The organism is Flavonifractor sp. An4 (assembly GCF_002161755.1).
GTDB lineage: Bacteria > Bacillota > Clostridia > Oscillospirales > Oscillospiraceae > Flavonifractor > Flavonifractor avicola.
The window spans coordinates 1-24,938 of record NZ_NFIL01000029.1 but is presented as its reverse complement, the minus strand read 5'-3'; the positions used below and the strand labels follow the sequence as shown (position 1 = coordinate 24,938).

Below are 24,938 nucleotides of genomic sequence, written 5' to 3'. Positions count from 1 at the left end.
ATTGTTGTCAATATAAATATGAGTAATAATCAACAAAATAATTAAATAACAGCCAAAATATAAAATGTTTAGCCCAAATAAAAGACTGTTAGATTATATTCTCCAAAATTGCTCTTTACGCCCTCGTGCTTAAAAACATATAATAATTAAAAAACAAGTATTGACAGTCGCATATTTAGGTGTTATTCTAATCATAGAAAATCAAAAGCGGAATCACCACGTATTTAAGAGGAACCCATTATGAAAGCAAATACGAGCGATGCAGGATACGGCTGCCTCGAACGTGAGACAGCAGCATTGGCCCAGAAAGCAGCATCTGCTGGATTGCCATATCTCTGCGGCACACCAGAACAGATACTATGCGCGGAATTTATACGGGCGGAACTATTGGAGAGCGCCGAAGCAGTTTTGAGCAACAGCTGGCGTCAGAGCAGTGAGCTCGATGAATTGCCAATTAAAGAGCACAATCTGATGGTACTCCATATCCTGGGACAGCTGCTTGTGCAAATTAGGCTTGAGAGCAGCGCCGCATGGTGGATAGCTCACCGATGTGATGATGGCTACTTATTTTTGCGAACTGTATATCAAGAGCGCAACCCCCAGAATCCGCTGCTCTGATACTCGTTATCAGTATGTAAGGAGGCATCCGATATGCCAACATATATGACATATAATCAAATTTTGCGTGACCAAACGAGAGACTATCTTGCTACGATAAATCCAGCACGCGTGCCCTCGCCAGATGAGATTGAATTTGATATACTGCACAAAGTAGCGTCGTATATTGATGCTGCAAATGCTGTATCTGGGTCCGGGCAAAAGATGAGGACACCAAAGGCGCTTTTGCCAGCCCAAATAGCGGAAATCATGGCACGCTTATACCCAATCCGCCGTATCCGTGCGGTTGGCGAAAATGCCAGCGAGGATAACGACATCATCGCGGTGTATTGCGACCAGGGCGAGAACGCCGGCATCTATGTCAATAATGACACTACGCTATTCTCCATTGCCAAGCAGTACAAGTATGATTTGCGTCAGCGAGAATTTGAAGAAATCATGTATATTTTGCGGGGCCTTGTCCCCGCAGTAAAACAAGCCACTGACCCAGACCTGATAGCTGTAAATAACGGTATTTTCAATTACAAGACCAAGCAACTCATGCCGTTCTCGCCTGATTACATTTTCACATCAAAATCTCGTGTAAACTATGTTGTAAACCCGCCGCTGCCTGTCTATCACAACCCCGATGACAATACGGATTGGGATGTGGAATCCTGGATTCGGGAGCTCTCCGATGACCCTGAAATCGTCAACAGCATTTGGGAGATACTGGGAGCTATCCTGCGCCCCCATGTCCGGTGGAACAAAGCAGCGTGGCTCTATTCAACCTCTGGGAACAACGGCAAAGGTACGCTCTGCGAACTGATGCGAAGTCTGGTAGGCCGAGGCTCTTATGCCAGCATTCCCATTGCTGACTTTGGGAAAGACTTCCTGCTGGAGCCGTTAATCCGCTCCCAAGCCATCATCGTAGACGAGAATGATGTCGGCCAATATCTAGACAGAGCAGCCAATCTCAAGGCCGTTATTACGAACGACGTCATCCAAATCAACCGAAAGTTTAAGACGCCCATTGCTTATCAATTTTATGGCTTTATGGTACAGTGTCTGAACGAGATGCCTCGCGTGAAAGACAGGTCAGATAGCTTTTACAGACGCCAGCTGTTCATCCCCTTTGAGAAATGCTTCACGGGTCGGGAGCGCAGATATATCAAGAACGACTATCTCCACCGGCAGGACACATTGGAATATGTCCTCTGGAGAGTGCTGAATATGAACTACTACACACTCTCTGAACCCGAGGCTTGTAGAGCGGCTCTGGCCGAGTATAAAGAGTACAATGACCCTGTTCGGCAGTTCGTCAGCGAGATGCTCCCGCAGTGCGTATGGGATTTTCTCCCTTTCAAGTTCTTGTATGATTTATATAAGTCCTGGCTCCGTGAGGTCAGTCCAGCCGGTACTCCGGTGGGTAAGACAACTTTTACCAATGAGCTGTTGGCGCACTTAAAAGAAGACCCCAGCATTGGGTGGTATTGTGAAGGCAAATGCAAAAATGTCCGCGTCGGCCACATGATGGATAAGCCGGAGCCGCTCATCATCCAATATGAGCTCAATAACTGGAAAAATAATGCGTATCGTGGCAACGACATGACCATGATATGTACGACTACACCGAAGCAGTATCAATATGGTATCCGCCGTATGCTCGTGGTGCAAAATACACAGGGGCAGGAGGCTGTATAGCATCCGCCCATACAATAGTTACCCTGTCTGCCTTATCTCTGTTGTCCGTAAGTACCCAACATAAATTTACAGAAAGCAGGTAAAAAAATGAAAAAGATTATCAATGGCCGCAAGTATGATACCGAGACCGCTAAGCATATTGGCTCCCGTTCTGAGGGGCAGCCCGGAAACTTCGAGTATTTCACCGAAGACCTGTACCTCAAGAAAACAGGAGAGTTCTTCCTCCTTGGAGATGGTGGCCCGCGTTCCCCCTATACGAGAGATGATGACGGTTTCACTGCAGGTGATTGTTGTATCATCCCCTTTACCGAAAAGCAGGCAAAAAAGTGGGTGGAGGAGTATTGCAGCGCCGACACCTATGAGAAACTCTTTGGCGAAGTAGAGGAATAACAGTTACATTGGACACAGATAAGGCAGGGTATATACAAACAGCGGGGAGCAGATTTTGGCTTCCCGCTGTTTTGCACTCGTTGACAAACACCGTCGCACGCCCTAAAATTAGTTTTATAAACAACAAGCGAGAGCGCCCCTGCTGGAACGCCCTCGCAGTATATCGTCAATCATTATCCTCTGTCTCGATGTGCTCCATCACGTCCTCTACCCGGCATTGGAGCAGGTGGCACAGGCGGTCAATGGTGTTGGTGGAGACGCTCTGGCCGGACTTGATTGCGTAATATGTGGCACGACTGAATCCCATTTTTTCCAGACGATAAGAGGAAATCCCTCGCTTTTCCATCGTCCGGAACAGCGGCTCATAGCTAATCATACCATCCACCTCTTTCCCTTGCGCCTATGTAATGTAAAAAGTATAGGGTGGAAAAAAGGACTTGAATATGTGCGAATATCCGAGTATAATTCTGTTTGGTAAACTCTCCCACGGCGGGTGTTGGCAGCGCACATCGCTGCCGGAATCAGTCGTGCAAGGGAGGGATTACAATGAAAAAAGCCATAAAAAAGCACCGTACCATCTGTATTGTGGCCGGTGTCTGCATCGTTATTCTGTTATCTCTGTTGCTGTCCGGCTTGCGTCTGTGTGTGATACAGTCCGGCTCCATGGAGCCAACCATCCCCACATACAGTGTGTGCCTGGTTACAACTCGGGTGGACTATGGGGACTTATCCGTGGGCGACATCGTGGTCTATACCCGCCCGTCTGATGGGCAGCAAATTGTCCACCGTATCGTGGACATAACAGATGCAGGAGCTGTTACCCGAGGTGACGCTAATCAGACTGATGATGGCATCAGCGTGACGCCAGACAACCTGTATGCCCGGTATATCGCCCATATCCCCTGCGGAGGCCGTATCATCAACGCGATTCGCACTCCGACTGGCTGTGCTGTGATTGCCGCTCTTGTGGTCTTTCTACTCGCGTGGAATATTATAGACGATAAGCGGCGAAAGTGTGACTAATTCTTTTGCAATATTAAAACGGCCTAATATAAAGACAAACCGTTACTTACCGGCACAAAAATACGGGATAAATCGCTGCTTGCGCAGCCGCTGATGATTCAGATTGCCGCTTACGCGGCGGGCGCAAAGCGCCCATGGAGCGCCCGCCTTCAGGGCGTGCGCCGGAAAAAACGGTGATAGGATTACGTCCTGTCGAAAATATTATTACCAAGGAGGTTTCCACTATGAAACGAATTCGCAACATCCTCAGCATCGTTCTCTGCATTGCCATGCTGCTCAGTCTGACGCTGGTCTTCAACGGTCTTGCTGACCCCGACGAGACTTACAGCAAGGTGACCATCTCCATTGACGGTCAGACCGTCGTGTTTGACGAGGCCTACATGAAAGACCCCGTCACCATTCCCGACTTCGAAGGCAACGTATTCACGCTTACGCCCCTCGTCATTAAGCCTGACAGCCACATGACCGTTACGGGCGGCGAAAATAACACCATCGAAGTCACCATCTATCTCAACAGTCATAACGAAGATTTCATCGCTCCGTCTGCTCTCGGCGGCTGTAAGGGAACGACCGGCAGTGTCAGCCAGATTTTCGATTATAACTGGAAGACCGTAAATTCCGAAAAGAATCAGGAGAAAGCCTACTTCCTCATTCCCAATGAAGACGGCGGTAAGTTGTCCTTCTATTGGCTCCAGACCGGCGATGAAAGCACGAATAGCAACGCTGTTACTGAACAGGAGACCGTTACTGTGCCCAACCAGCCCACCGAAGAGCCTACCCAGCAGACTACGCCCAGCACTTCCACCGGCAATTACTCGAACTCTTACACCGATGTACAGCCCGGTGCGTGGTACTACGACGCCATTATGACCATGACCGAAAACGGTGTCCTTGCCGGCTATGGCAACGGTAAGTTCGGCCCTGATGACATCATCACTGATGCACAGTTGACCACCATTATGAATCGTCTGACCAAGAAGAACAATTCCACTTCCCTCACTACCGTTGACTGGGCGAATGCCAAGCCCCTCACCCGTGGCGAGGCGGCAATCTATATCGTCGATGTTCTGCAGGACGGCAACGCCAACACTACGCTGTCTGACGGACTGATTGCATTGGCCGACGAAACAGGCATCCCCTATTACACTGACCCGTTTATGTATAAGGGACAGCCCTATATGAATGCCCGCTTCAAGTCCGTATGGTTCAGACTCTTTTACACCGAAGGCCGCCGTGTCTCCGACGTCAGACTGTCTGCCGCTGATTTCCCCGATAGTGCCGCCGTCCTGTCCTGCGCCGACAAGTGGGCAACGGCTCATGAAAATGAATATCTCGTCTCTCATGAACGCCTTGTCGAAAGTGCGGTCACTCAGATTTGCACCGCATGGAACCTCGGTATGTTCTCGGGCTATGATGCCGCAGGCACCTTCGGCGCCAACGACACGATTACCCGTGCGCAGATTTGTCAGGCCCTGTACAACATGGGCTTCACCAGTGAGGATTGCATCCTCGGCTAATCAATCCCATCCCCCGCTCCGGATACCCCGGAGCGGGGATTTTTTTGCCGTTGTGCGGCGCCTGATGCGCCGCACCGGGAAAAACAATAGCCAAATCGGCATGAATCAAAACAATGGCTGGTAACTGGACGTAAACTGTACCCAACAGCCTCACCGCCCCGACATACCGGAGCACACGAATCAAAAATCATACTCCCCTATACCCGCCGGCTCTGCCGCATCCCGCCCCGATTCCGGGGCGGGATATTTTTTATTCCGTCATATTATGCATCAGCATCCATCCTGTATCGGAATCCCGAGACGGACTCTGTCCGTCTCACATGTTCTCATTATACACATTATTCTTGGAAAAATCAAGCTGATTTTCGAGTTTTGACTTCATTTTCGCAACTTTTTAGGCTAAATTAAAAAGCCTAAAAATATGCTTTTTTAAGCCTATCTATAAGCATGAAAAATATACCATGCAATTCCTGGGGCTATTTTATGCCTTGATTATTCACAGACGCATAATACCGGAACAGAATACCGCAGCGGAACCTGCATCAGCAGGCCCGCTGCGGTATTGCTTTTCTGAATATGGCACGGCGCAGCATGCGCCGTGCCGGGAGGAACAAAATCTGGAACAGAAAATCAAAATAGGAGGAGGAATCAAAAATGAATATTGGACAACGCATCGCCGCCGCCCGCAAAAATGCCGGCATGGCGCAATTTGAACTTGCCGAAATTGCCAATATAAGATACAACACCATCGCAAGAATAGAAAACGGAACACTGGAGCCAAGACTTGACCTATTAGAACAGATTGCTGATATCCTCCAAGTTCCCATGAGCGTCCTTCTTTTTGGCGACGAAACTATTGATATCAATATCACATCCCGTACCCTGGGTTGGCGCATCAGAATGTTACGAAAAGAATCCCGTATGACTCAACCGGAACTTGCCCAAAAAGCCGGTATATCGCTCACGATGCTCAGACAATGGGAATTGCATCCAGCTAACCCAACAATCTCTGCTCTCGAAAAGATAGCCGAAGTATTTCACATCAGCCTCAAAAAGCTGTTGACAGATACGTCAAAAAACAAACAGCCGAGCATCAACATCGGCGCTAAAATTGCATACGCCCGAGAACGAGCCAAACTCTCACAAAATGACCTTGCAAAAAAGCTCAACGTGACGTCCGCCGTAATAGGTAAATGGGAAACAAATCGAGTATATCCCAAATTCAATATACTGGAGCAAATCGCAAATGCACTCGGCATCAGTGTCCTGTCGCTCATTTCGGGCGAAGCTGCAAGCAACCAGCCGAAACCTGAAAATTATGCAAGTCCCAAAATCAACACCGAATTCGACGAAGTCATTTCCGAGCTTATCATAGCAAACGACCGGCTCGCTGACCGTATCTGGGAGGCAAGAAACCGAGGCAACGACGATTACGCCCGCCGCATTACCGTAGTGCAAAATCAAATCAATACGGCCATATCCTGTCTGGAAGTCTTTCGAGGTGCTGATTGGATACGAAAATGACTTGATTTTACGTCATCGACACGGCGATAAACGCCGCGTCAGGACAAAAAGTACCGTAGCAAACGAAACGAAATCAGAATACCGCAGCGGAATCTGCATCAGCAGACCCGCTGCGGTATTACTTTTTCCTATCAATCATCAGATACATCTGATTTGAACTCAAACGTCGCCAGCTTCTCCCTGCTTCGCTTCAAAACATCAGGATTCGCAGCGGGCTTGCTGGTGTTGCTGGTGCTTGAACCCCTATCCAACTCTTGCCGCAGCCGTTCGAACGCAGCGGCATCCCGGACGTAAAATTCCTTCACGATAGATGATGTCGCCATATTAAATCACCCCACTTTCGCATATTTACAGTAGACAGTTCGTGCCGGCTCCGCCGGCTGGTGCGTGTAGTCACGCACCGGTGAAGATATTGACGTTCAAAGACATGAACGACAATATGAGAGAAGGAGAGTAACATCATGGAATACAATGCAACCACAAAGCTCCTGTATTGGCGTTGGATTGGCCTGTATCTAAATTATAATTACAAGATTGACGACGCCGAAACGGCTTACGACCAGAAAGACGACGAAATCCGGAATCAGCTTCAGGAAACCGGCAAGCCTGACAACATTGACGAATACAACAAGCTGCTTGCGGCTGACGTTGACCGATGGATGACCGAGCTTGCACAGGAAATCGGCTGTACCCGCGCAGAACTGGAACTGGATGCTGCCACGAATGCCGCTGCATTCTATCGCATCTGACTGGACGGCGCATGACTTCATGCGCCGGTAAACATCACGAAATTAAATCAGGAGGCTATCACGATGAACGAAAATACGATGCTCCAGCAGGCCATCGGCGCCATGCTTATGACAGAAGCCATCAAATTCGAGCCGAACTCCTGGTGCTTCGGCTATGTAGACATGGTCATCAAAAGCGATGTTTTCACGGAACCTGAATTTGTCATGTCCGTAAAAGAGGACGACTGGAACGGCGGTCCCGCAGCCAGCGTGGCTGACCAGCTGACCGAACTGGTCATGAACGGCGAGATTGCGTTCCGGCCTGTGCAGGAACAGCATTAGTCTCCGGGCTCAAGCGGCCACCTCTGCGGAGGTGGCTTTTTGCGTCCTTGTCGGACGCCGGAGAATACCTTGACCAGCTTTAAGGTTGCAGTTCAACGGCAAGAGGAGGGAAGTATCTTGGCCGGCGAGAAAGAAAAAAGCTATATGTGTGCTTTCTGCGGCAGGTGGCACCGGGAGTCTGACCTGACTGACTACTGCGGCTACCGGGTTTGCTGGGGCTGCTTGCAGGTCGAGACCTTTGAGTGCGAGGAGTGCGGCAAGCGTGTCCCGCGCAGCGAGGTCGCAACATTTGATTGCGACGGCGTGGAAATCTGTCAGACCTGTTTTGATAAACACTACACGCGCTGCGACGCCTGCGGTCTGCTGCTCCGACAGGACAAGGCGCATTGGCACACCAAGGATGGGTATGAGCACCCATACTGTGATGACTGTATCCGCGAGTTAGCTTCGGAAAACGACAAAAATTAAGGAGGAAAATCTATCATGCTGAATCACATTTCTATCATGGGCCGGCTGGTGGCCGACCCCGAGCTGCGCTACACCCCCAAGGGAACGCCCGTCTGTTCGTTCCGCATCGCCTGTGACCGGGATGTCAAAAACCCTGACGGCGAGTACGATACGGACTTTATCGACATTGTGGCGTGGCGCGGCCTTGCCGAGAATATCGCCCGTCGGTTTACCAAAGGCCGCATGGTTATCATTGATGGCCGGTTGCAGCTCCGGCCCTGGGTAGACCGGGACGGCAATCGACATTACGCCACCGAGATTGTGGCCAATCGCGCCTACTTCGGTGACCGGCCCAAGGGCGAGGCCGAGCAGCCCAACACTGACGAGGGCTACGATGATGAGGACGGGGAGCTGCCCATTTGACAAAACAGGAGGGGCGGGCCAAAGGGCCCGCCCCTGCGATACATAAGAAGGAAGGTGCGTGTATGAAAAACTGGATGACCGAAAAACTGTTGCCCCATGTGGGGCACGAAATCTCCTGCGTGGCCTACGGGAACAGTGATGACCCGAGCGATGTCTGCATCGAGTGCGAGGATTGCTATACGGTTCTTGTCTCTGCGGAGGACTTTAACCAGGACATGGCGGGGGAGTACAAAATCACGCAGCGGCTCCGCATCGGGGGCAGGACGCTCCTGATGGGCCATAACCCGGAGGACAAGGAAGCACCCTATCTGACCTGCTATCAGGATGTGGATTTTCTGGGCTTTCCCCGCTTCACGAAAGCTGTTGGCAGCGATGACTACTTTGAGGCCGTGGAGCTCTTTTCCCAGAGGCTCCAGCAGCAGGTGGAGACATTAAAGCAGCAGCGGGCGGAACGGGGCCTCCCGTTTGCCGCGTTGTCGATGGACCACTGCCGCAAGCGCCAGCCGGAGGAATCCTTGGTGGGCAAGCTGATTATCCTGCGGCCCAGCAGTCTCGCGCCGGAATACCGCTCCGCAGACTACCAGCTCGGCTATGCACTCAGCGGTTTCGGCTGCCAGCCCAATGCCGGAGGCCGTGCGGTGTTCTTCCAGGAGCTCTACTCCGGCGAAAAGTGCCGGTGGGAGATTGGGGATGTGCTGGGTATCGCTGACATGGACAAGCTGCCCGAGTGGGCCAAGGCCAAAGTTGCAGAGCATGAACAACGGAAGGAGGAAGCAAAGAAATGAATATGAGCATCAGGCCGATTATTCCCGGGGAGAGGGAGTTTACCTACTCGCAAGAGCAGGTAATTATGGAACAGATGGGGTGTATCGGCTATCTCCGGGCCGACATGGACAGCAGCGGAAAAGGGTTTTACAGTACCTGGAATGATTTTCGGACAGACCTAAAAACACCGGCGTTCAAGGGTGAGTTTGATGCTGTCATCAACGCTCTGCGTTTTGACGACGCTTACAGTGGGATTCTCAAAAACCGGGATTCTTTGGCTCGATACTGCTATTCCCACCCCGATACATCCTATGGTAACAGCCGTGAGTATGGAATCCGTGTGGACACAGAGGACCATGCCTATTATATGCGGCTTAATCCCCACAAGGGCGAGTACAACCTGTACTGCTACTGCTATAAAAGCAGCCTGCTTGCCGCGTACATTCGAGATAGGAGAGAGCATGAGTAGATTATATCGCTATCACGGCTCCATATCCGGGATGATGGCCCAGGGTCAGACCGCCCGGGAAATCACGCTCTATGACAGCAACGACGACAGGCAGGCTCCCACCCGCCTGAATGTCTATGGAGACCTCGCCAAGTACATCTATGAGCTGGAAATGACCGACGCCGAGGAGCGTTATCTGGATGTGGACTACTACTATGACCGCCTCCTGACCCTTGTGCGTATCGAGATACCCAGCAGCAGTCCGAATATCCCGGCAAAGGTCATCACGCGGCAGGAGCTCCCGAAGATGGGCGTTGCCATTTTCGGGCCCCAGGAGTATATCACCACCCCGGAGCCGGAGCCCATGAGCCAGGAGCAGTACGCGGCGTGGCGCGAATGGAAAAATAACAACAATGGATAGGAGATGTTGATGATGCAGATTTACGCCTATTTTTGCGGGGAGCTCGACCATCAGTTCAGCGATACCGACGACGCACAGGTAGAGGAAATGTGCCGCCGCCTCGACGACCCTGAGAATGACATTCGGAGCTATGAGCTGGAGGACGGCAGACCCATCCTGTTCTGGCGGCGGAATGGCTGCATCCACGGCAATATCCACGGCCACGATGAGCGGGACATCCCCGAGAGCAGTATCGCCAACGGCGAGACCTGCTGCACGGATGAAGGGGACGACGCGCCGCCCTTCTGAGGGCAGATACCCGCCGCAGGATGAATACCGGCGCAGGGCCCAGGGCGGTGCTTGCTTCGCCCCCCTCTGCCTACACTCACTGGGCGGGGCTCGGGCCGTGCCCAATGTTTAAGGTTACAGTGGTGTGCAGGGTGTGCAGGGTAGAAACTATCTTTTCTCACACTTTTTATTTTAACTGGATTTTGATTTTTTTGTGTGAGAAACGGGTAATTGTACCCTGCACACCCTGCACACATCGCATTTTGTATTCCATTTATCATCAAAACACCAGGAGGAATCAGGATTTCTCGTTCTCACATTTATCCTAAGGGGGGCTCCGCCCCCCTGAAACCCCCGGTTTACAGGGAGCGTGACAGTGGGTGAGTGACAGCCTGGAAAGCCCCGCTGGGGCGTGCTCTCTGAAGCAGCCACAGCTTTTGCCTGTAAACCTGTACAGCCGCCGTCAGGCGGCTGTCAATCAAATAATTTCCATCCCCCACGGGCGCAAGCCCGTGGGGCAACAGACCTATCTCTTTCTCCCTACCAAACTTATCAAAAAGGAAGATAGCCATGAAAGATTCAACCAATACTGAAGCGCCCGACCGGCGCATCCGCTTTGTGGACAGCGCGTACCACGAGGTTATGACTATCCCGGACGGGAGCAATATCGTGCTGACCCGTTATGACGGTACAGTGTCCATCCTGCCTTGCACGTACATTGACGATGCCCACGCGAAAATCGGTAACACCGTCTATCATATGTTGGAATTCGCCGGCATTATGGAGCGTGCCGGGAGCATCTACGCGCCGGAGGGCGGGACTGCGGACTACTATGAGGTCTATCAGGCCAATATACACACGGACTACTGCTACCGCAGCTATGACGAGGCAAAAGACCGCATCTCCCTGGCCGATTATACCCGCGTCTATACCGGGATGCTGGGCAGCGGAACCGACCTGGAGACCCTTTTTGCCCGACACAACCAGGACACACGCCCCTTCGGGCGTAAAATGCGCTCTATGTCCGTAAGTGACATCGTGATTTTGCACCAGGGCGGGGAAACCCACGCCTACTACACGGACAGCTTTGGGTTTGAGCCCATCGATGAAATCCTGAACGAAATCGAATAACCGGCAAGCCGCGACAGAGTGGGACAGACCGGAGAGAAAGGAGCACCCTTATGGCAAGTAAGCTGCAAGCGGTCATCGGTATGGCCGACAAACTCACCTCCGACCTGACCGCCCATCGGGGCGCGTGGCGGCAGTTTCTCCAGACTGCCGCCCGCGTCTACAAGTACAGTTTCTCAGACCAACTTTTGATTTTTGGTCAGCGACCAGACGCCACGGCTTGCGCGGAACTGTCCCTTTGGAATGACCGGATGGGCCGCTGGGTCAACCGGGGCGCACACGGCATTGCCCTGATTGACACCAGGGGCCGCAGGCCACGCCTGCGCTACGTCTTTGACGTATCAGACACCCATCCCAGCCGGGAACGGCTTGGACGTCCGCTGCGCCTGTGGACCATCCGCCCGGAGCAACAGGAGGCCGTCTCCGTAAAGCTGGAGCAGATGTACCCGGACGCCGGTATCACCGGCATGGGATTTGAAGAAAAAATCATCAAAATCTGTGAGCTGGCGGTGCAGAACCAGCTTGCCTGCTATCTGGAGCAGATGGAGCAGGTCAAGGCGGACAGCCTGCTGGAAGAACTGGATGAACTAAATCTTTCCATGTGGCTCCGTCTGCCGCTGGAAGCCAGTGTCGGCTATATCGTCCTCACCCGCTGCGGCGTGGATGCTGACCAGTATTATGATGACGCCGACTATGAGCATATCTATGACTTCTCCACGCCGCAGACGCTATCCGTCCTGGGCAACGCCGCCAGCAATATCGCCCGCGCCCTGCTGCTGGAGCTGGGTAAGCTGGCCCGGAGCCTGCCGCAGGATGCCCCGCAGCGCCAGCTCAGGCGAAAGCCCGCCGCGCCCCGGCGTCCCATGCCAAAGAGCCGGGACCGGGCGGAGCCGGTGGAGCAGCCTGCCCCTGCGACACAATCAAATCCAGAACCCGAACCGGAGGCCGCAGCGGTCTCCGGTTCCGGCATTCCTGGGATAAATGCGCCGGAGCGCCCCGAGCCCATCGAGCCGGAGGCAGCCCCCGAGCCGGTGAAATCCCATCACCTGCCTCTGGGCACCACGGTTCACATTGGGAGTAAAGAATATGTACTGGTGGCTTATGGCGACGAGAATGTGACCCTGTGCGAACCGGACTGCCCGCTGTTTCAGGATGTCATGCCGCGTACCGAGTTTGACGCCAAGCTGGCCGAAAATCCCCTGAACGAACATCTGTTGAACACGGCACAGACCATCCAGCCGGAGACCGAGACCCCAGCCGCCACGGAGCAGACCGAGCCGGAGCAGCGGGAGGAGGCACCCGCCGCCCCACCAGCACAGCGCAGACCCAGAAAAATCTCTCCCACCGTCCTGCACCCGGAAATCCCGGAGGAACAGCGGTATAACTACCGCATCCACGACGACGCGCTGGGCGTGGGCACCCCCGGCGAGAAATTCGCCCGCAATATAAAAGCCATCTGGCTGCTGAAAAAGCTGGAGGCAGAAGGCCGCTTCGCCACCCCGGAGGAGCAGGAGATTTTGGCCCAGTATGTGGGCTGGGGCGGTCTGGCGGACTGCTTTGACGAGCGTCACAGCAAGTACGCCGAGCTCAAGGCCCTGCTGACCGAGGACGAGTATGCTGCTGCGCGGGCGTCCACCCTCAACGCCCACTACACCACCCCAGTGGTCATCCGGGCCATCTATGATACCCTCTCCCACATGGGCTTTCAGTCCGGCAACATCCTGGAGCCGTCCTGCGGCGTGGGCAACTTCTTTGGCTGTATGCCGGAAACCATGGCCGACAGCAAGCTGTACGGCGTGGAGCTGGACAGCATCACCGGGCGCATCGCCCAGCAGCTCTACCAGAACGCCAGCATTACCGTCCAGGGCTACGAGCGCGTCAATTACCCCAAGGACTTCTTCGACGTGGCCGTGGGCAACGTGCCCTTCGGCTCCTATCAGGTCAACGACAAGGCATATAACCGGCTGGGCTTCTCGATTCACAACTACTTCTTCGCCAAGGCCCTGGACCAGGTGCGCCCCGGAGGTATCGTAGCCTTTGTCACCAGCCGGTACACCATGGACGCCAAGGATACCACGGTCCGCAAGTATCTGGCCCAGCGGGCGGAGCTGCTGGGGGCCATCCGTCTGCCCAACAACGCCTTCAAGGCCAACGCCGGCACGGAAGTCGTGACGGACATCATCATCCTGCAAAAGCGGGACCATATCGACCTGTCCGAGCCTGCATGGGTGCAGCTGGGGGAGAGCGCCAACGGCTTTGCCATCAACCGCTATTTTGCCGACCACCCGGAGATGGTGCTGGGTGTGCAGACCTCGGAAAACACCCAGTACGGCAGGCAGGACTTTACCGTGGCGCCCATGGAAGGGGTTGACCTTGGGGAACAGCTTGCCGCCGTCATCCAGAACATCCACGGTATCTACACCGAAGCTGCCCCCGCCGACGTGGAGGACGCGGAGGCGGACGATTCCATTCCGGCTGACCCGACGGTGCGCAATTACAGCTATACGCTGGTGGACGGCAAAGTGTACTACCGGGAAAATAGCTGCATGACCCCCGTCCGTGTGTCCGGTACGGCGGAAGGCCGCATCAAGGGATTGATTGGCCTCCGGGACTGTGTGCGGACGCTCATCGAGTACCAGACCGAGGACTACCCGGATGAGGACATCCAGGCGGAGCAGCGGAAGCTCAATACACTCTATGATGTGTTCGTGCGGAAATACGGGCGCATTACCGCCCGGGCCAACAACACCGCGTTCCGGTTGGATAGCTCCTACTTCCTGCTTTCGTCCCTGGAAGTCCTGGACGATGAGGGCAAGTTTGTCCGCAAGGCGGATATGTTCAGTAAGCGCACCATCAAGCGGCGCGTGATGGTCAGCCATGTGGATACGTCCTCCGAGGCACTGGCCCTGTCCATGGGCGAAAGAGCTAAAGTCGATATGCCCTACATGATGGCGCTCACCGGCAAGACGGAGAAGGAGATTTATCAAGACCTCCAGGGCGTTATCTTCTTAAATCCGCTCTATGAGGGTGACGGCAATCTTCCCAAGTACTTCCCCGCTGATGAGTACCTGTCCGGCAATGTCCGGGAGAAATTGGCCATTGCCAAGTGCAGCGCAGAGCTCCACCCCGAGGATTATACGGTCAATGTGCAGGCCCTGGAATCTGTGCAGCCCACAGACCTGACCGCTGCCGAGATTTCCGTCCGCCTGGGTGCTACATGGCTCCCCGTTGATGTGGTAAATCAGTTCATGTATGAGCTTATGGGCACTCCCTGGTATATGCGGGATAAGATTTGCGTCCACTACTCCCAATACACAGGGGATTGGCGTATCGAGGGCAAAAGCCGGGACCGGAGCAGCGTCCAGGCGTACAGCACCTACGGAACGACCCGGGCCAACGGCTACAAAATCATCGAGGAGACCTTGAATCTCCGCTCAGTCCGTGTGGTGGATTATGTGGAGGACGAGCATGGCAACCGGACGCCGGTCTTGAATAAGAAGGAGACCGCCATTGCCCAAGGTAAGCAGGAGCTTATCAAGCAGGCGTTCCAAGATTGGATTTGGAAAGCCCCGGAGCGCCGGGAGCGGCTGACGCGGCTCTACAATGAGCAGTTCAACAGCATCCGCCCCCGAGAGTACGATGGAAGCCATCTGAACTTTGTGGGAATCAACCCGGCAATCACGCTGCGGCCCCATCAGGTCAATGCCATCGCCCGCATCCTGTACGGCGGAAATACCCTGCTGGCCCATGTGGTGGGAGCAGGTAAGACCTTCGAGATGGTAGCTGCCGGTATGGAGAGCAAGCGCCTGAGCCTGTGCCAGAAATCCCTGTATGTTGTCCCTAATCATCTGACGGAGCAGTGGGCAACCGAGTTCTTGCAGCTTTACCCCGCCGCCAACATCCTGGTGGCGACCAGGCGGGACTTCGAGGCCAAAAACCGCAAGCGGTTCTGTGGGCGTATTGCCACCGGTGATTTTGATGCAATCATCATCGGACATTCCCAATTCGAGAAAATCCCTATGTCCATTGAGCGCCAGCGGTACATCCTGGAGCAGCAGGAGAGGGACATTCTGGACGGGCTGGCCGAGCTGAAGGCCAACCACGGGGAACGGTTCTCCATCAAGCAACTGGAGCGCGCCCGAAAATCCATCCAGGCCAAACTGGAAAAGCTCAACGACCAGAGCCGCAAGGATGATGTGGTGACCTTTGAAGAACTGGGCGTAGACCGCCTGTTCGTGGACGAGGCACATTACTATAAAAACCTCGCCGCATTTTCCAAAATGCGCAATGTGGGTGGCGTCAGCCAGACCGAGGCACAGAAGTCCAGCGATTTGTTTATGAAGTGCCGCTACCTGGACGAGCTGACCGGCGGGCGCGGCGTGATTTTCGCCACAGGTACACCCGTCAGCAACACCATGGTGGAACTCTATACCATGCAGAAGTACCTCCAGTATCACAGTCTGGAGGAGCACGGACTGCTCCACTTTGACGCATGGGCGTCTACGTTCGGGGAGACCGTGACCGCCATCGAGCTGGCCCCGGAGGGCACCGGCTACCGGGCCAAGACGCGGTTCGCACGGTTCTACAATCTGCCGGAGCTCATGTCCATGTTTAAGGAAATCGCGGACATCCAGACGGCGGATATGCTGCATCTGCCGGTGCCCAAGGCTAATTATCACAATATCGTCTTAAAGCCGTCCGAGCACCAGAAAGAGATGGTTGCTGCATTGTCTGAGCGGGCCGAGAAAGTCCGCAATAAGATGGTAGACCCCAGTGTGGACAATATGCTGCGTATCACCAACGACGGGCGTAAGCTGGCGTTGGACCAGCGGATGATGAATCCCATGCTCCCGGCCAGCGAGACCGGAAAAGTCAGCGCCTGTGCCGGGAATGTCTATGCCATCTGGAAGCGCACGGCGGCACAGAAATCCACGCAGTTGGTGTTCTGCGACCTGTCTACGCCTAAGAGCGACGGCCAGTTCAACGTCTACGACGCCCTCCGGGATGAGTTGATTGCCATGGGAATCTCCGCCGAGGAAATCGCCTACATCCACAGCGCCAAGACTGAAGCTCAGAAGAAAGAACTGTTCGGAAAAGTCCGCTCCGGTCAGGTGCGTGTCCTGATTGGCAGTACCGCCAAAATGGGCGCGGGCACCAACGTCCAGCAGCGGCTCATCGCCCTGCACCACCTGGATTGTCCGTGGCGTCCCGCCGACTTGCAGCAGCGGGAGGGCCGAATCGTCCGGCAGGGCAACCAGAATCCAGAAGTGGAGATTTACACCTATGTGACGGAAAATACCTTTGATTCCTACCTCTATCAGCTGGTGGAGGGCAAGCAGAAGTTCATTGGTCAAATCATGACCAGCAAATCTCCCGTCCGCTCCGCTGAGGACATTGACGAGACGGCCCTGTCCTATGCGGAAATCAAGGCGCTCTGCACCGGAAATCCGCTCATCAAGGAGCGTATGGATTTGGACATTGACGTCCAGCGGCTGCGGCTGCTCAAGTCCAGCTATTTGTCTCAAAAATACGCCCTGGAGGACAAGATTGCCAAATACCTGCCCCAGGAAATCCGGCAGTACGAGCAGCGCATCGAGGGCTATGGCACAGACGCCGCTTATCTGGTGGCCCACACCTGCCCGGATGCAGATGGGTTCTCCCCCATGACTATCGAGGGCAAGACCTACACCAGTAAGAAGGCGGCGGGCTCCGCTATCCTGGAGGCCTGCCACGCCATGACCAGTCCCGACCCTATCCCGTTGGGCGAGTATCGGGGCTTTGCCATGGTGCTGTGCTTTGACCCTGTATCCAGAGAGTACAAGGCCACGCTGTCCCACAAGATGAGCTACACGGTCTCCCTGGGCGGCGACCTCCACGGCAACATCACCCGCATGGACAACGCCCTGGCGGGTATCGAGGCCCAGCGGGCCGCTGCGGCGGAGCTGTTGGCCAACGCCAAGGCCCAGCTTGCCGCCGCTCAGGAGCAGGTCAGCCGCCCGTTCCCCCAGGAGGATGAGCTTCGCATCAAATCCGCCCGGCTGGATGAGCTGAACATTACGCTCAACCTGGACAAGCGGGAGGATGAGAACCTGGACGACACCGAGGATATGCCGCAAGCCAGTTGACACAAGCAAGAGCGCCCGCACGGGCTTACCATGCGGGCGCTCAGCAATTACACACACAAATAAGGAAGGAGCCTGTATGATGGGCAATGCAAGTTTAATGACACCGCTCTTTTACCGGGACAATTACAACGCAGATGGCAAGAAAATGAGAGCCCTGTTCCTGCGAGAGGTTTCCAACGGAACAGATACCTACCGGCTCTGGCGGCGCGATGGAAAGCCGGACAGGGAATATCCCCAGGGTGAGGGGGATGCCTATATCCTCTATGTGGAGCAAGGCGGGTATCTTGCTCCGCTCCGCATGACTGACTATTACATGGTCAATCATTGCGGCTATCATGCCGCTGTTGCAGCCCTGTATGGGGATGAGGACAATCGGGGGAAATATTTTGGCCGACTGCGCCAGTCCGGTGGCGACCCGGCGGTGCTGGAGGCGCTGGACCGGGAAGAACGCATGATTCAGGAGTGCGGCAGTGACCCGGCTCGTCAGGCCAGCTATATCAAAAATATCCTGGATGGACACGTTGCCACCTATCGTACATCCAAAGAAACCGGCGGCGAGACCTTCCCGGACTACATCGGAGCTCTGGTACTGGGGGAGCTCCCGGCCTGTGTAAAGCTGTCCGCTGTCTACAAGGCCCAGAGTAAAATCCGGGCGCAGGAGCGCATGGCTAAGGCCGAGGCCGAAGCCGAAGCGTATTGCAAGGAGCGTAACCGGCAGGCCGAGCAGCAGGTACAAGATGCCCTGCGCATCATCCGGGAGGGCGGTGTTCTCCAGAATGATACGGTGGAGTTTTACCGGGGCAGGTACGACTCCAGCGCGAGCTCTATCTTTCTGTATTTAATGCGGCAGTATCAGGTGGAAGTACCACTCCGCACCCAGGGATGGATAAATGAGCGGCTTGCCAACGCCACGATTACAGATGGCCGGTGTTCCCGGGTGCAATTCCGGGGCAATAAGCGCAGCAAGTGTTCCAGCCGGTTTTTCGACTGCATGGATGAGCTGATTCGTGCAGTCGCTGCTTGATGGGAGGAACTGCCATGATGAAAAAGAAATTAACCTATATCGGGCGTGATGACTGGAGCCGCCCCCTCTATCAGGACGAAACCAAGCGTATCTGGGTGGATACAGACCCCCGCAGCAGCCATGCTCCCGACCTCTGTACGATTACCGACGCAGGGGAACCCTGCGACCCTATGAGAGCCGATATTGAGGTGGAGTTTTATCCCTGCCGCGATGTGTGGTATTAAGGAGGACAGCATGGAACTGACACGAGTATCGCTGCCCGAGCGTATAGAGGCGGCGCAAGAGGGGCGGACCCGACAGCCGGAGTATCTGCCTTGTCTGGTGCAGCAGTGGGCCAAGACGCCCATCCGGGCCTATTTTGGCCCCTGCAAGGTTCAGATGGAGCGGCTTCTGGAGCTCCTGGAGCTCTCGTCGGAGGACGAACATTTGGCCTACCAGGACATCGCCATGCGGCTGTTTGACTTGCTAAACAAAAACTATATACAGGGAACAGCGGCCATGGAGCTGCTGGCCGCCCCGGTACGAACCGCATGGGAACAGACCAAGAAACGGAGGGATAGACATGAGCAATGAGAAAATCCCCCTGGCGGAGCGGATGCGCGGCAAGGCCACTGGACGGAAACTCCCGACGGCAATGGGCCTGCGTGCCGAAGACTTTTTCGCAGTCGTCGGAGAAATCACAGGTCTGATTGACCGCTATGAGGAAATCTATGAGTTACATATTAAGCCCTACGAGGATACAAACGGCGAGCCCCAGTCCGTCCAGGAGCTGGTGGTTGCGGCAGACGCGCTTCCACCGTCGGAACGTAATGTCCTGTTGTTCCGGCTCCTGGTGGAGCCCTTCGCGGCAATCGATACAACTGAGAGAGGAGAACAGTTATGAACTACTACATCCCAACTATCATCCGGGAGACCAGCGAGGGCATGGCCCGCATCCCCATCGCGGACGTCATGCTCCAACGCCGGGAAATCTGGCTGACCGGAGAGATTACCAGTGAGCTGGCCGACGCGGTTATTGCCCAAATCCTGCACCTGGACGCCGAGGAGCCCGGAGAGGAAATCACACTTTACATCGACAGCCCGGGCGGTTCCGTCACGGCAGGACTGGCCATCTACGATGTGATGCAGGCCGTATCATCCAAAATCCGTACCGTGTGCATCGGCACCGCGGCCAGTATGGCGGCGGTGCTCTTTGCCGCCGGAGACCGGCGGGAGATTTTACGGCACGGAGAAGTGATGATACATGACCCGCTGGTGAGTGGCGGCATCTCCGGCAGCGCCCTGGCCGTGCAGGACAAGAGTGACCGCCTGATGGCCAAGCGCAAAGTGCTCTGCGGCATCCTGGCCCAGCACGCCGGCAAGACCATCAAACAGATTTACAAGGTCACGGCCAAGGACAGCTGGTATGGGGCCGAGGAGGCCGTGGCGTTTGGACTGGCGGATGAGGTAATCAGCAAGCTGGAAAGGAGCAGAGCATGAGAGACACCGGTTATCGCATTTTGGCGAATGGTATAACGGTAAGCAACGACACCTGGGCAACGGGCCTTGCCAATCACGATTTGATTATCGGCCCCACCGGCGGTGGAAAGACCCGGAGCTATGTCGTGCCCAATTTGCTGAGCAGTCAAGAATCCTTTATTGTCACGGACACCAAAGGCAGTTTGCGGCGGCAGGTGGGCGGCATTCTGGAACGGCGGGGGTTCCGGGTGCTGGAGTTGGATTTTACTGATGTGCTTCACTCGCCCTGGGGATATAATCCGCTTCGATACATCCGGTGGGACGGAGACCGGCAATGCTGGAACGAGCAGGACATAATCACCGTCGCAGCGGTGCTGGTGCCGGTCACATCCCGGACGGACCCGTTTTGGGATTTATCCGCCAGAAATTATGCGGAAGCCCTGATTGGCTACACCCTGGATAACCTGCCCCAGGAGGAACACACCCTGGTCAGCGTGGCGAAACTGTTTGCAGAGGCCGAAACGGGCATCCTGGATGAGCTCATGCGGGAGTATTGCACCATCTGCTCGGACAGCTTTGCGGCCATGAGGTGGAAGGGGCTCCAGGGAGGTCGAAAAGCGGACAAGACCTACAGTTCCATCCTGGCCATCCTGTCGCAGAAACTCTCCAATTACAGCTTCGGCGGAGTTCAGGCACTATTCCAAAATCCAAATCAGATTGACTTTGCTGCCATTTCTCAAGAGCCTACGGCGGTGTTCGTCCACGTCAGCGACTGCGATTTTTCACTGCAAAATCTGACTTCGCTCTTTTATACGCAGGCGCTCCAGGCCCTGATTGCTGAAGCGGATAGCCGCCCCGATAGCCGCCTGCAAATCCCGGTGCGGCTGTATCTGGATGACTTCGCCAATTTAATTATCCCGGATATGGACAAGACTATTTCCGTCATCCGCAGCCGGGAAATCAGCGTTAGTATCGCGCTCCAGAGCGTCACGCAGTTGGATGGATTATACGGCCATGACAAAGCCATGACCATCATCGACAACTGCGACCACCTGCTGTATCTGGGCGGTCAGAGCGTGGAGACGGCACGGTTTATCTCGACCAAGGCCAACAAGCCGGCATCTGCTATCCTCAATCTGCCGCTGGGCAAGGCGTGGCTTTTCGAGCGCGGGAACAGCCCACGGGAAGTTAAGAAATACGACCTGACCCGGCACCCGCTGTACCGGCAGCTCCCGGAGTACGCAGCCCAGCGGGCTGTGCCGGAGCAAGAGGACGAGGAGGAGCCGCAACTGATGGCCGCTGCGGGATTGTGATTTTAAGATAGGTTTGTCAGATAGTGTATCCCACGGGCTTTCCGCCCGTGGGATTATCTTTTGAGTAACCGCCGTCCTTTCCGGACGGGCGGTTACTCTTTTTGTTTACAAATAGGATGCAGATGGATTTATTAGAGCTTTATTGATGATTTCTTTAGCATTTTCTGGGTCTGATTTTAGAATAAAAATACCGGAGCGGTCTGTTGTAACGGTATTTTGCGCTTATATATAGCTTTTTTGAGGGATTATTGGGACTATTTTGTGGCAAAATTGAGCCTTTTTATTTCTATGGAGCGAGGGGAGGGAGCGTGTTACCCGTGCCAGCCGCTGCGACTCTGCTCCGCAGACCGCGCGGCACCACGGCATGATGTGCGGGGATGATTAGTATAGATTTTATACTTTCCCCACTGGGGAAAATTATAAGGCGTGCCACGCCGGATTGTAAGATTATAATTTGCGACTTCTGGAGCGGACGATATATCGGGCATTTCGGCTTAAATTATAATTCAGTATAATTTTTATACTGATTTTTTTGGGCCCGAGGCCCCAAATTATGACCGCGAAATGCCCGACTGTCCGCTCCATACGGGCCAAACCGGAGCATACCGCTCCGGCCCGGCCCAGGGGCGCAAAAGGGCATAAGAGCCAGCAACACGCGGCGGGGCCACGTGGTCGGCATAGCCGACGCTGGTGCGCCACCGGCGCACCTCTCCCCGTTGCCGCGGCACCGTGGAGAGGCTCTTACGCGGACAGCCAGCTGTCCGCGCCCTCGTCCGCTGCGGCGTACTGAGGGTGCCCATTTAGGTAGATATAGGGGATACCGTCCGGGGACGCGGCGGGCGGACTGCTCCACAGGAGCGCCCACCCGTGATGTCCCCGGACATATAGCTGGACAGGGATGGAGCGACAGGCCGGCACCGGCCAGCCGCCTCCGTTGCCGGAGGACCTTGGCCGAGGCCATGTTGTTACGCGGCGCGGGGGTGGCAGTACGGGTTTATAGGCAATGGCTGGGGACGCTCCCAAATACATAAATATTTCTTGCCTATGCGCGGCTGTCACCGCGCCGGGAAAAATATAAGGAGTGAGGATTGGAGTGTGCTTGCAGGCTTGAGGAAGTTCTAATAATCGAAGCTGTAATAGAAAACGGCTTGAACAAAAGCTAAACGCATGGCATAATGCTTTATGAAGATAAAAAGGAGGGAGGAGCTACCCCATGACCAGTAGTGCTCATGGGATAGGCTTCGGATACTATGGAAAATGATGCGCTTATCTTGAATATGAAAGATACTTCCTGGGACGAATGCGTCACTCTGGACCACATCGCTACCGATGCGGACGCGGAGAAACTCCGAAAGAAGGGCTTCCCACTTGCAGTCTCTTGGGAAAAGGTGTCTGCGTTATTACCCGAAATCCAACCGGAAATGATTTATTTATCCAAATCTACTTTGGTGCCATTGTTCTATTTTAATCAGGAAACACTGGCCGTATTTCCCCTATATTTCGTATTTCTTAACCAGGAAGTCGCGAAGCAATATGCGGAACAGGCAAGTCGGGATATAATGGACAGAGAAGATGAAGTTGCAGCCGGAGACTATATAAATTCAATCAAAGCTCTATCAGACGGGCTGCGGATGGGTTACTTCCAGTGGTTGGTGGAGAAGCGAGGAACCTTGGATGGTGAACTGTACTCTGTATTCTTTGACTCCTATTGCGAGTCCGATTATGGATTCCGAGCTATCTCAACTGAGATGCTTGAGACCATCATAGCGTCTAAACCAGACGAGAAGAAGGCAAGGACCCGAAAGCAAGTGGAAGCTCTGCCGGACTTGGTGACCGTCTACCGTGGAGGAAACACTCGTTCCACTCCCTATACACAGGCATGGTCCTGGTCTCCTGATATCAATGTGGCTTACTTTTTTGCTGTCCGGCGTGGAGATGGCCCCGGCTATGTGGTCAAGGGTACTGTTCATAAGGAAGACATCGTGGAGGCATTCTTGGAGGACACACCTGAACCAGAAATCATTGTTCGTCCAAAGGATGTGAAAGACCAAGTAGTGACTACATTGATAGGGAGAGATGAACTGAACGAACTGGCCAAGACGGTGGATGAAGATTTCCAGCAATACTCATTTGAAACGGTCTTCGTCGAGTTTCAGATGGAGTCTGAGCTGTATAACAGCGAGCACTCAACACGAGTTTTGCTCCTATGTCTAATCATGGCTGAACTTCTTCATCTTCCACATGAAGATATTGAAACGCTGGCTTGGGCGGCGGTGTACCATGATACCGGGCGCACCAGTGATGGTGTGGAGCCTGACCATGGGAAGCGTGCTGCACTATACTACCGGAATAGCTGCGATGACTCCTATGATGAGGTTACTAATCTCATTATCTATTACCACTCTTTAAGTGACCAAGAGGGGTATGAGGCGATTACCCGAGAAATTCAGGACCCGGAGTCTCAAAAGCGGGCAACTATGCTATACAATATTTTCAAAGATGCCGATGCGTTGGATAGATTTCGGTTCGACGACAATCGGAGAGAAATTGATGTGCGGATGCTGAGAAATCCAGTGGCACAGAAGCTATTGCTGGCAGCCAGCATCATATATTCTTTGCGGTAAATGCCAGAATAGTGTATGTCTACCGCGAGGCTATGCACAGGCAGCAGGCCGAGATTTTGGCCTTGGTGCTGGATATTGTAGAGTGTTTAGAGTATGATGACCTGGCGATGAGCCAAATTATACTTAGATACTCATGTTGCGATTTTGCCCGTCATGTGGTATAGTCTGAATATACTCATTTATGAGGATTTTCCGGGCTCTACTATGTGATAATTGATTGAAAAACGCGCCGTCTGTCGCACCAATCCTGGCACGGCAGACACACGCCGTCACATAGTATTTTTTAGGGTCCTGGAGCAATCCGGGGCCCTCTTTTTATGCTTTGAATGCCGCCCCGCAAAATCCTGTTCCGGACTGCTGGAGCGTCAGCCGAGGCGGCAATCCCGCCACATCCTACCCGTGTCATCTATGCCCATAATGTGTGCCAGACCATGCGTTTGCAAGCAAAATCGCAACGATATGGCCGCATCAGGAGCCGCTCCGGTATCCGGGGTGAGGGTGATGGGGTGGTGTGGAGGGGAAGAGGGAGAGGGGAAAATGGATATAGGATTACACCGCGGAGTGCGGGTGCGCTCCCGGGTAAAATATTACATGAGCTGCCGGGTATGTGCTGTTTCGTCCCTGCCAGGATACGTGAGACTGCGTGACGGTTTTCCGTGTTACTGGGACA

At 54.2% G+C, this 24,938-nt stretch carries 25 protein-coding genes; 23 read left to right on the top strand and 2 right to left on the bottom strand.

The genetic code is table 11. From position 1 onward, the window contains the following. The first annotated feature begins 240 nt into the window (after positions 1 to 240). The 3 genes from B5F94_RS12115 to B5F94_RS12105 all read left to right on the top strand — a co-directional run bounded on the left by B5F94_RS12115 (position 241) and on the right by B5F94_RS12105 (position 2,691). Positions 241 to 618 (top strand): hypothetical protein, encoded by a 378-nt coding sequence (locus B5F94_RS12115; protein WP_087330449.1) that lies wholly within the window; start codon positions 241 to 243, stop codon positions 616 to 618. Between the two features lie 33 nt (positions 619 to 651). After that, complete coding sequence (locus B5F94_RS12110) at positions 652 to 2,301, top strand: DNA primase family protein (protein ID WP_087330447.1); 1,650 nt, start codon at positions 652 to 654, stop codon at positions 2,299 to 2,301. Between the two features lie 87 nt (positions 2,302 to 2,388). Further along, positions 2,389 to 2,691 (top strand): hypothetical protein, encoded by a 303-nt coding sequence (locus B5F94_RS12105; protein WP_087330445.1) that lies wholly within the window; start codon positions 2,389 to 2,391, stop codon positions 2,689 to 2,691. 166 nt (positions 2,692 to 2,857) lie between these two features. Here B5F94_RS12105 and B5F94_RS12100 read toward each other — a convergent pair whose 3' ends face one another. Further along, complete coding sequence (locus B5F94_RS12100; RefSeq protein ID WP_087330443.1) at positions 2,858 to 3,067, bottom strand: helix-turn-helix domain-containing protein; 210 nt, start codon at positions 3,065 to 3,067, stop codon at positions 2,858 to 2,860. Between the two features lie 170 nt (positions 3,068 to 3,237). On the opposite strand from B5F94_RS12100, the gene B5F94_RS12095 reads away from it, so the two are divergent. The 3 genes from B5F94_RS12095 (at position 3,238) to B5F94_RS12085 (ending at position 6,755) form a co-directional block, all read left to right on the top strand. Beyond that, a complete protein-coding gene (locus B5F94_RS12095) occupies positions 3,238 to 3,714 on the top strand; it encodes a signal peptidase I (protein WP_087330441.1) in 477 nt (158 codons plus the stop codon). 224 nt (positions 3,715 to 3,938) lie between these two features. Then, positions 3,939 to 5,231, top strand: coding sequence for an S-layer homology domain-containing protein (locus B5F94_RS12090; protein WP_158100288.1), 1,293 nt, complete (start codon positions 3,939 to 3,941; stop codon positions 5,229 to 5,231). A 654-nt stretch (positions 5,232 to 5,885) separates the two neighbouring features. Further along, positions 5,886 to 6,755 carry a helix-turn-helix domain-containing protein gene (locus tag B5F94_RS12085; protein WP_087330438.1) on the top strand — a complete coding sequence of 290 codons (870 nt, stop codon included), beginning with the start codon at positions 5,886 to 5,888 and terminating at the stop codon, positions 6,753 to 6,755. 131 nt (positions 6,756 to 6,886) lie between these two features. Here the strand turns inward: B5F94_RS12085 and B5F94_RS16490 are convergent, their stop codons facing one another. Continuing rightward, positions 6,887 to 7,078 carry a hypothetical protein gene (locus tag B5F94_RS16490; protein WP_087330436.1) on the bottom strand — a complete coding sequence of 64 codons (192 nt, stop codon included), beginning with the start codon at positions 7,076 to 7,078 and terminating at the stop codon, positions 6,887 to 6,889. Positions 7,079 to 7,216: 138 nt separating this feature from the next. Here B5F94_RS16490 and B5F94_RS12075 point away from each other — a divergent pair, with 138 nt between their 5' ends. The 17 genes from B5F94_RS12075 to B5F94_RS11990 all read left to right on the top strand — a co-directional run bounded on the left by B5F94_RS12075 (position 7,217) and on the right by B5F94_RS11990 (position 24,268). Next, positions 7,217 to 7,504 (top strand): hypothetical protein, encoded by a 288-nt coding sequence (locus B5F94_RS12075; protein WP_087330433.1) that lies wholly within the window; start codon positions 7,217 to 7,219, stop codon positions 7,502 to 7,504. A 63-nt stretch (positions 7,505 to 7,567) separates the two neighbouring features. After that, positions 7,568 to 7,825 (top strand): hypothetical protein, encoded by a 258-nt coding sequence (locus B5F94_RS12070; protein ID WP_087330431.1) that lies wholly within the window; start codon positions 7,568 to 7,570, stop codon positions 7,823 to 7,825. A gap of 117 nt (positions 7,826 to 7,942) precedes the next feature. Further along, on the top strand, positions 7,943 to 8,293 hold the full coding sequence (locus tag B5F94_RS12065; protein WP_087330430.1) for a hypothetical protein: 351 nt from the start codon (positions 7,943 to 7,945) through the stop codon (positions 8,291 to 8,293). A 15-nt stretch (positions 8,294 to 8,308) separates the two neighbouring features. Next, complete coding sequence (locus B5F94_RS12060) at positions 8,309 to 8,695, top strand: single-stranded DNA-binding protein (protein WP_087330428.1); 387 nt, start codon at positions 8,309 to 8,311, stop codon at positions 8,693 to 8,695. Between the two features lie 62 nt (positions 8,696 to 8,757). Further along, positions 8,758 to 9,480 carry a hypothetical protein gene (locus tag B5F94_RS12055; protein ID WP_087330426.1) on the top strand — a complete coding sequence of 241 codons (723 nt, stop codon included), beginning with the start codon at positions 8,758 to 8,760 and terminating at the stop codon, positions 9,478 to 9,480. Continuing rightward, on the top strand, positions 9,477 to 9,929 hold the full coding sequence (locus B5F94_RS12050; RefSeq protein ID WP_087330424.1) for a hypothetical protein: 453 nt from the start codon (positions 9,477 to 9,479) through the stop codon (positions 9,927 to 9,929). Before B5F94_RS12055 ends, B5F94_RS12050 begins: the two co-directional genes overlap by 4 nt. Next, positions 9,922 to 10,329, top strand: coding sequence for a hypothetical protein (locus tag B5F94_RS12045; RefSeq protein ID WP_143383299.1), 408 nt, complete (start codon positions 9,922 to 9,924; stop codon positions 10,327 to 10,329). Before B5F94_RS12050 ends, B5F94_RS12045 begins: the two co-directional genes overlap by 8 nt. Positions 10,330 to 10,338: 9 nt before the next feature. Next, positions 10,339 to 10,617, top strand: coding sequence for a hypothetical protein (locus tag B5F94_RS12040; RefSeq protein WP_143383298.1), 279 nt, complete (start codon positions 10,339 to 10,341; stop codon positions 10,615 to 10,617). Positions 10,618 to 11,166: 549 nt separating this feature from the next. Next, positions 11,167 to 11,727: a YodL domain-containing protein gene (locus B5F94_RS12030; RefSeq protein ID WP_087330416.1), complete on the top strand. Its 561-nt coding sequence runs from the start codon at positions 11,167 to 11,169 to the stop codon at positions 11,725 to 11,727. A gap of 50 nt (positions 11,728 to 11,777) precedes the next feature. Then, complete coding sequence (locus tag B5F94_RS12025) at positions 11,778 to 17,849, top strand: helicase-related protein (protein WP_087330415.1); 6,072 nt, start codon at positions 11,778 to 11,780, stop codon at positions 17,847 to 17,849. A 76-nt stretch (positions 17,850 to 17,925) separates the two neighbouring features. Next, positions 17,926 to 18,873, top strand: coding sequence for a hypothetical protein (locus tag B5F94_RS12020; RefSeq protein WP_143383297.1), 948 nt, complete (start codon positions 17,926 to 17,928; stop codon positions 18,871 to 18,873). Positions 18,874 to 18,890: 17 nt separating this feature from the next. Next, complete coding sequence (locus B5F94_RS12015) at positions 18,891 to 19,097, top strand: hypothetical protein (protein ID WP_143383296.1); 207 nt, start codon at positions 18,891 to 18,893, stop codon at positions 19,095 to 19,097. A gap of 10 nt (positions 19,098 to 19,107) precedes the next feature. After that, a complete protein-coding gene (locus B5F94_RS12010) occupies positions 19,108 to 19,446 on the top strand; it encodes a hypothetical protein (protein ID WP_087330409.1) in 339 nt (112 codons plus the stop codon). Beyond that, positions 19,436 to 19,756: a hypothetical protein gene (locus tag B5F94_RS12005; protein ID WP_087330407.1), complete on the top strand. Its 321-nt coding sequence runs from the start codon at positions 19,436 to 19,438 to the stop codon at positions 19,754 to 19,756. The genes B5F94_RS12010 and B5F94_RS12005 overlap by 11 nt, the downstream gene beginning before the upstream one ends. After that, positions 19,753 to 20,352 (top strand): ClpP family protease, encoded by a 600-nt coding sequence (locus tag B5F94_RS12000; protein ID WP_087330406.1) that lies wholly within the window; start codon positions 19,753 to 19,755, stop codon positions 20,350 to 20,352. The genes B5F94_RS12005 and B5F94_RS12000 overlap by 4 nt, the downstream gene beginning before the upstream one ends. Then, positions 20,349 to 21,644 (top strand): VirD4-like conjugal transfer protein, CD1115 family, encoded by a 1,296-nt coding sequence (locus tag B5F94_RS11995; protein WP_087330402.1) that lies wholly within the window; start codon positions 20,349 to 20,351, stop codon positions 21,642 to 21,644. The genes B5F94_RS12000 and B5F94_RS11995 overlap by 4 nt, the downstream gene beginning before the upstream one ends. Before the next feature lie 1,250 nt (positions 21,645 to 22,894). After that, positions 22,895 to 24,268, top strand: a complete 1,374-nt coding sequence (locus B5F94_RS11990) for an HD domain-containing protein (RefSeq protein WP_087330400.1) — start codon at positions 22,895 to 22,897, stop codon at positions 24,266 to 24,268. Positions 24,269 to 24,938: the final 670 nt, after the last annotated feature.